The organism is Pseudomonas sp. W2Aug9, assembly GCF_023127755.1.
Lineage (GTDB): Bacteria > Pseudomonadota > Gammaproteobacteria > Pseudomonadales > Pseudomonadaceae > Aquipseudomonas > Aquipseudomonas synxantha_A.
In genome coordinates this window covers 45941-52547 of sequence record NZ_SPKL01000009.1, presented here as the reverse complement: position 1 = coordinate 52547, position 6607 = coordinate 45941, and the positions used below count along the sequence as shown (strand labels likewise).

Here is a 6607-nt window from a genome sequence, read left to right as displayed (position 1 = left end):
AGCCACAGGCGCTCATCGTCGGGTGCAGTGATGATGGTCGGCGTGGCGGGTGCGTCCACCACCAGGCTGGGATTGACCGCCACTTGCACAGTGCGCGCCGGCAGGCTGGTGCGTTCCAGGTGATCTTCGTGGGTGTTCCACCACACCACTTCCACCGGCGGCAGTTCCAGCTCGCCGGCGCGGGTTGGCACCAGGGCTTCGCGGTCTTCACGGCTGCCGATCAGGCCGCGGTCGCTGGTCTGGTTGCCCAGTACCGGTTGGTCCGGGTAGCGGCGCAGGCCGTTGACGTCGGCGCTGGGCAGCGCCGGCAACTGTGCGCTGGATAAGCCCTCGGCCTGCACGGTGAGGCTGCGAGTCAGAGAGTCGCCGACCTGCACGTGGTCCGGCGTAGGGTTCCAGCCTTCGCTCAGGGTCAGGCTGCGCGCCGGCAGCCAGGGAGCGTCGGCGGGGTAGAGGTCCGGCTTGGGTTTGATCGTCAACGGCAGGGCCGCAGAGCTGACGTGGATCATCTTGCCCGGCTTGGTGCCCTGCAGTGTGTTTTCCTGGGGTGGACGCGACTCCACCAGGGTAGCGCTGAAGGTCTGCGCCGGAATCACCACCGTGCCGCTGTGCTGCGGGTAGACAGCGTAGCGGGTCTCGATCACGCCATGGCGGATGCTGTTGATGACCTTCTCATAGGTACGCGACTCGCCCAGTTGTTCGACACGTGCATCGGGAATCTGCAAGGGCGTGAGGCTGCTGTCGTCATACAGCGATACCGAGTGGTACACGCGTACGGTCAACAGCGCTTGGGCCTGGACGTACACGGCGGTCTGGTCGAGGTTGGCCTCGATAAATACTGGGGCCAGCTCGGTGCTGGTGTTCTGGCTGGCGGTTTCGACCACTTGCAGGGTGATCGGCTGGGTCTTGAGTGCGCCCACTTGCAACGGCGGGATGATCACGTTGCCGTTTTCCTTGGGCAGCAGGGTGATGATCCAGCGGGTGGTGGCGTGGTTATCGCCGCCCAGGGTGGTGAGCTGGTTGATCTGGCGGGTGCCGCTGACTTCAAACTGTGCGTCCAGGGGCGACAGGTCCGGCTTGCCGAATTGGGTTACATCGCTGGACTCCACCGTCAGCTCCACCGTTTCCCCGGAGTTGAGGCGGTTACGGTCAACGCTGGCAACCAGGTTCGCCGCCTGGGCGTGGCCTGCCGACAACGCGAGCAGAAGCAAAAGGGTGGTGCGGCGGCTCATCGAGTCGTGTCCTGATGTTGTTGCTGTTCGTACCAGAATTTGCGCCGCAGCAGCTCACCGGGATTGTCCGGGATCTCTTGCAGCCATTGCTCCAGCGCCTGGCGGCGCTCACCTTCAAGGCGGGTGTCGACAGGGCGCAGGGGCGGCGTGGTGGTGTGCTCGTCGCCCAGTTCGCTGCCCGGCACTTCATTGTGGCCTGGCTGTGGGGTGGCGCCGGCCTGAGTTTCACCGCTGCTGGCTTCGCCCTGGCCCTGGGGCGATTGTTCGCCGCTCTGGCCCGTTTGCCCGCTGGCCCCCGGTTGCGCAGTTTGGCCGGGTTGGGGGCTTTCGTCATCTTCGTTTTTTGCAGGCTGGGTCGGCTCGGGCTCGGCTTGCTCTTGCATCAGGGTTTCAACCAGGGCCTTGTTTTTCAGCGCCGGTTGCAGATCGGGCTGGGCTTCCAGGGCTTGCTCGTAGGCGTCGATAGCGGCTTCAAGTTCACCGGCTTTGGCCAGGGCATTGCCTCGATTGTAGTGGGAATAGGCGTCGTTGCCCTGGGCAAAACGTTTGATCGCCTCGGCGTAATTGCCGGCTTCGTACAGGGCTACACCTTGCCATTGCGGGTCTTGAAAGTGTTCGGCGGCTTCGGCTGGGCGCTTGTGCTTGAGCAGGTATTGACCTTGCTGGTCGGGGCGCAGCCACAGGTCCTGAAGGCCAAAGGCGTAACTGGGTTGTGGCGCGCCCAGCAACAGCAACGGCAGGCAGAACAGCCAGCCGCGACGCCCGGCGCAGGCGGCCAGCAGTAACAGCGGCAGCAGCAGCCAGTAACCCTGATCGGCCCAGGTGTCCAGGTGCAGCACTTGGCCGTCGTTGCGCAGGGCTTGTACGCTGTCGAGCATACCCAGTTGGCGCAGGTCCTTGTCATCCAGGCGCGCTGCACGGTAGCGGCCACCCATTTCACTGGCGAAGGCCTTGAGCGTCGGGCTGTCGAGGCGTGGCACCAGGATCGCGCCCTGGTCGTCCTTGAGGAACTCGCCGCTTTCCTGGGTCACCGGTGTGCCTTCACGGCTGCCGATGCCGAGGATCGACAAGGGCGGTGCCTGGGCGCTTTGCAGTTGCAGGCGGATGCCCTGGCGCTCCTGTTTCGACAGCGAGGAGCCGATCAGCAGCAGGCGCCCCTGGCCGAGCCCGCCTTGCTTGAGCAGGCCGAGGGCTTTTTCCACGGCCAGATCGGCGCGATGGCCGGGCTCGGGCATGATCGAAGGGCGCAGGGCCTCCAGCAGATTGCGGCTGGTGGCCAGGTCGTCCGACAGCGGCACCAGCGTATGGGCGCTGCCCGCATACACGACGATGGCGGTTTGCGCATCGGTGCGTGCTTGCAGCAGGTCATACAGCTTGCGCCGCGCCTGCTCCAGGCGGTTGGGCGGGCTGTCGGTGGCAAGCATTTCCGGGGTCAGTTCCAGCAGTACCACCAGCGGGTCAGCGGGTTTCTGACTGGGCTGTTCAACCCGTTGCCAACTGGGCCCCAGCAACGCCAGCACGGCCAACAGCCAGGCGATGCCCAGCAGCACCCACGGCGATTTGCTCTCGCGGCCGTTGCCGCCACTGAGCAGTACGGCATGGAAGGCCGGTGGCAGGATCATCTGCCAGCGGCCGGCGCGCTTTTGTCGGTGCCACAACTGCCACAGCAACCAGCCGAGCAGCGGCAGCAGCAACAGCCACCAGGGCCGGAACCAGTGCGGCCACAGGGCGATCATCGACGTCTCCGCAAACGCAAGCGCTTGAGGCGCTGGCGCCATTCAGGGTGTTGTTGCAGGAAGATCCCTTTGCTCGACAGCTTGTTGAACCCGCGTTGCAAGGCGTTGTTGGGCCAGCGTTCCTGGATCACCAGCAACAGGCTCAAGATCAGCGCCAGCGCCAGCGGGCCGCTGTACAACGCCTGGGCCGGTCGCGCTTGGGTGGGTTGTTGTTCGACGGGCTCCAGGGTGTCGAGGGTCTCCTTGATCTGCTGCAGTTCCTCGCCGTCATGGGCGCGGAAATATTGACCGCCGGTGGCCTCGGCCATCGCCTTGAGCGCCGGCTCGTCGAGGTCCAGGCTCGGATTTACGCCGAGAATGCCCAGGGAACCGGTTTGCTCCGGGTCGGCGCCAATGCCGATCGGGTAAATCTTCACGCCTTCTTCGGCCGCCAGTCGCGCTGCCGTCAACGGGTCGATCTGCCCGGCGTTATTGGCGCCGTCGGTGATCAGGATCAGCACACGGCTTTGCGCCGGGCGTTGGCGCAGGCGTTTCAAGGCCAGGCCAATGGCATCGCCGATGGCGGTGTTCTTGCCGGCAATGCCGATACGCGCTTCGTCCAGCCAGGTACGTACGGTGCGCCGATCAAAGGTCAGCGGTGCCTGCAGGTAGGCTTGAGTACCAAACAGGATCAAGCCCACGCGGTCACCTTCGCGTTCTTCAAGAAAGTCCCCGAGCAGGTGTTTGACCAGGGCCAGGCGACTCACGTCCTCACCCTGCCAGTGCATGTCGGGGAAATCCATGGAGCCTGACACGTCGACCGCCACCAGCAAGTCCCGGCCACTGGCGGCAATTGGCAAAGGCTCGCCCAGCCATTGCGGGCGTGCGGCGGCAGTCAACAGCAGCAGCCACAGCACCACGAAGGGGGCCTGCTGGCGCCAGCCTGGCAGGTTGGCGCGGGCGCGACGGCGGGCCAAGCCTTCGAGGTCGCTCAGGTAGCTGACTTTCAATGCCGGTTCGCCGCTGTCGGCCACGGGCAGGATCAGGCGCATCAACCAGGGCAATGGCAACAGGGTAAAGATCCACGGCCAGGCGAACTCAAACATGTTTGCGGATCCAGGTGTCGACAGCTTGAGTCAGGCCGGCGATGGCTTTGTCGTCGAGTTTGCATTCGGGCTTGTAGGCGCCTTCCACTAGTACCATCCAGCGCGTCAGGCCGGCGGCGGGGCAGCGGTTGTCGAGGAAGGCCAACCATTTGCGGCCGTTGAGGGTATGGCTCTGGCTATACGGGTAGTCGTTACGGCACAGGCGCTTGAGCAGGCCGTTGAGTTGTTGCAGCCAGGCACCTGCGGGCGCGCCGTCGTAGGGCTTGGGCATCAAGGCCAGTTCGGCGAGGGCGGCGATGCGCAGCGGGTCCAGCGGTTGTTCGGCGCGGGCCACGGGGCGGCGGGTTGGCAGGAAGCGGCGCAACCACCACAGGCCCCAGCCGAGCAGCGGGATCACCAGCAGCAACAGCCACCAGCCGGGCGCAGGCGGCCAGAAGCCGATGGCCGGCGGGGCGATCAGCGGTTGCAGTTGGTCCAGGCTGCTCATTGTTTTTTAACCGGGCGTTGCGGGTTGAGGTACTCGCGCAATTGCTCGACCATTTCACTCTGTGTGCTCAACGGCATCAACAATACCCGCAGCTTTTGCGCGAGCCGTTCCCAGCGGGCGATACGCGCTTCGGCCTGGGCTTTGTAGGCCTGGCGCAAATCAATGTTCAGGGTGTCCAGTTCCAGCTGTGCGCCGCGTTCTGCAAAGCGCAGTAACCCGGCGGCGGGCAGGGCGTGATCAAGCGGGTCGGAAATGGGCAGCAGCAGCAGGTCGCAATGTCGCGACAGCAGGCTCAGCTGTTGCTCGGCGCTGTCAGTCAGCGCCCGTTCATCGCAGATCACAATTCCCAGGCTGCCCGGTCGCAACACTTCACGGCCACGGCGCAAGGCCATGCCCAGGGCATCAGCTTCGGGGCGGCTTTCGGTGTTCAGGCTCTGGTTGACCCGCACCAGGCGGTTAAGCAGCTGCAACAGGCTTTGTTTGCTGCGTCGAGGCTTGATTTCGTAGTGCTCGCTGTCGCCGAACACCAGCCCGCCGACCCGATCGTTATGCCCCAGGGCCGCCCAGCCGATCAGGCTGGCCGCTTGTGCGGCGAGCACCGACTTGAACATCTGCCCCGAGCCGAAGAACAGACGGCAGCTTTGCTCCACCATGATAAAGATCGGCCGTTCGCGTTCTTCGTGGAACAACTTGGTGTGCGGTTCCTGGGTGCGCGCTGTCACGCGCCAGTCGATGGTGCGCACGTCGTCGCCCGCCTGGTACACCCGCACCTGATCGAAGTCCACACCGCGCCCGCGCAGCTTGGAGTGGTGCAGGCCGATCAACGGGCTGCGCTGGCCGGGCGTGGAGAACAGCTGCACTTCGCGCACGTGGTGACGCATCTCAATCAGTTCACTGAGGGTTACGCGTATACCATCGCTGGCGTTCATCGGCTTCAAGCGACGGCAACAACGTCAAGAATGCGTTGCACCACGCGGTCCTGGTCGATCCCGGCAGCTTCGGCTTCGAACGACAGGATGATGCGGTGACGCAGCACGTCGAACAGCACCGCCTGGATATCCTCGGGGCTCACGAAGTCGCGACCGGCCAGCCAGGCGTGGGCGCGGGCGCAACGGTCCAGGGCGATGGAGCCTCGGGGGCTGGCGCCATAGGCGATCCACTCGGCCATTTCCGGGTCGAACTTGGAAGGCGTACGCGTGGCCATGACCAGTTGCACCAGGTATTCCTCTACCGCATCGGCCATGTACAGGCCAAGGATTTCCTTGCGGGCGGCAAAGATCGCCTGTTGGCTGACGCGCCGCTCGGGCTTGGTTTCGCCATTGAGCGCTTCGCCGCGGGCCTGCTGAAGGATGCGCCGTTCGACGGCGGCGTCCGGGAAACCGATCTTCACGTGCATGAGGAAGCGGTCGAGCTGGGCTTCGGGCAGAGGGTAGGTGCCTTCCTGCTCGATGGGGTTCTGCGTGGCCATCACCAAAAACAGCGGCGATAGCTCGTAAGTGCTGCGGCCCACGCTGACCTGGCGCTCGGCCATCGCTTCAAGCAAGGCCGACTGGACCTTGGCCGGGGCGCGGTTGATTTCGTCGGCGAGCACCAGGTTATGGAATATCGGCCCCTGCTGGAACACGAAACTGCCGGTTTCCGGGCGATAGATCTCGGTGCCGGTGATGTCGGCGGGCAGCAGGTCGGGGGTGAACTGGATACGATGGAACTGCGCTTCGATGCCTTCGGCCAGCTCCTTGATCGCCTTGGTCTTGGCCAGCCCCGGTGCGCCTTCGACCAGCATATGGCCGTCGGCGAGCAGGGCGATCAGCAGGCGATCGATGAGTTTTTCCTGGCCGAGAATCTGCGTAGAAAGAAAGGTTCGCAGCGCAAGCAGCGCTTCACGATGTTCCATCGATGACGGTTCCTGGAAAGATGAGCCTGATGGTGGAGCGCGAGCGCCAGGCTTGGGAGGCTTACTTTAATGCATCGAAGGGGGTGACGACTAACGACGTCACGGGTATTTTCAGAAAAACTTGTAGGCTTTTGGTGTGGGAACACGGTCAATGTGGGAGGGGGCTTGCCGCC

6 protein-coding genes are annotated in these 6607 nt (G+C 64.3%); all 6 read right to left on the bottom strand.

All coding sequences use genetic code 11. The features are described from left to right. On the bottom strand, positions 1-1232 hold a 1232-nt coding region (locus E3O56_RS06680; RefSeq protein ID WP_248128006.1), incomplete at its 3' end, for a BatD family protein. Then, positions 1229-2968 (bottom strand): tetratricopeptide repeat protein, encoded by a 1740-nt coding sequence (locus tag E3O56_RS06675; protein ID WP_078821215.1) that lies wholly within the window; start codon positions 2966-2968, stop codon positions 1229-1231. The genes E3O56_RS06680 and E3O56_RS06675, both read right to left, overlap by 4 nt. Continuing rightward, complete coding sequence (locus E3O56_RS06670; protein WP_032880830.1) at positions 2965-4053, bottom strand: VWA domain-containing protein; 1089 nt, start codon at positions 4051-4053, stop codon at positions 2965-2967. The genes E3O56_RS06675 and E3O56_RS06670 overlap by 4 nt, the downstream gene beginning before the upstream one ends. After that, the gene (locus E3O56_RS06665) at positions 4046-4540 is read right to left on the bottom strand and encodes a DUF4381 domain-containing protein (protein ID WP_017136650.1); all 495 of its coding nucleotides are present in this window, start codon (positions 4538-4540) and stop codon (positions 4046-4048) included. The genes E3O56_RS06670 and E3O56_RS06665 overlap by 8 nt, the downstream gene beginning before the upstream one ends. After that, a complete protein-coding gene (locus E3O56_RS06660) occupies positions 4537-5469 on the bottom strand; it encodes a DUF58 domain-containing protein (protein WP_005787858.1) in 933 nt (310 codons plus the stop codon). The genes E3O56_RS06665 and E3O56_RS06660 overlap by 4 nt, the downstream gene beginning before the upstream one ends. A 5-nt stretch (positions 5470-5474) precedes the next feature. Further along, complete coding sequence (locus E3O56_RS06655; protein WP_005787860.1) at positions 5475-6434, bottom strand: MoxR family ATPase; 960 nt, start codon at positions 6432-6434, stop codon at positions 5475-5477. Between the last annotated feature and the right edge of the window lie 173 nt (positions 6435-6607).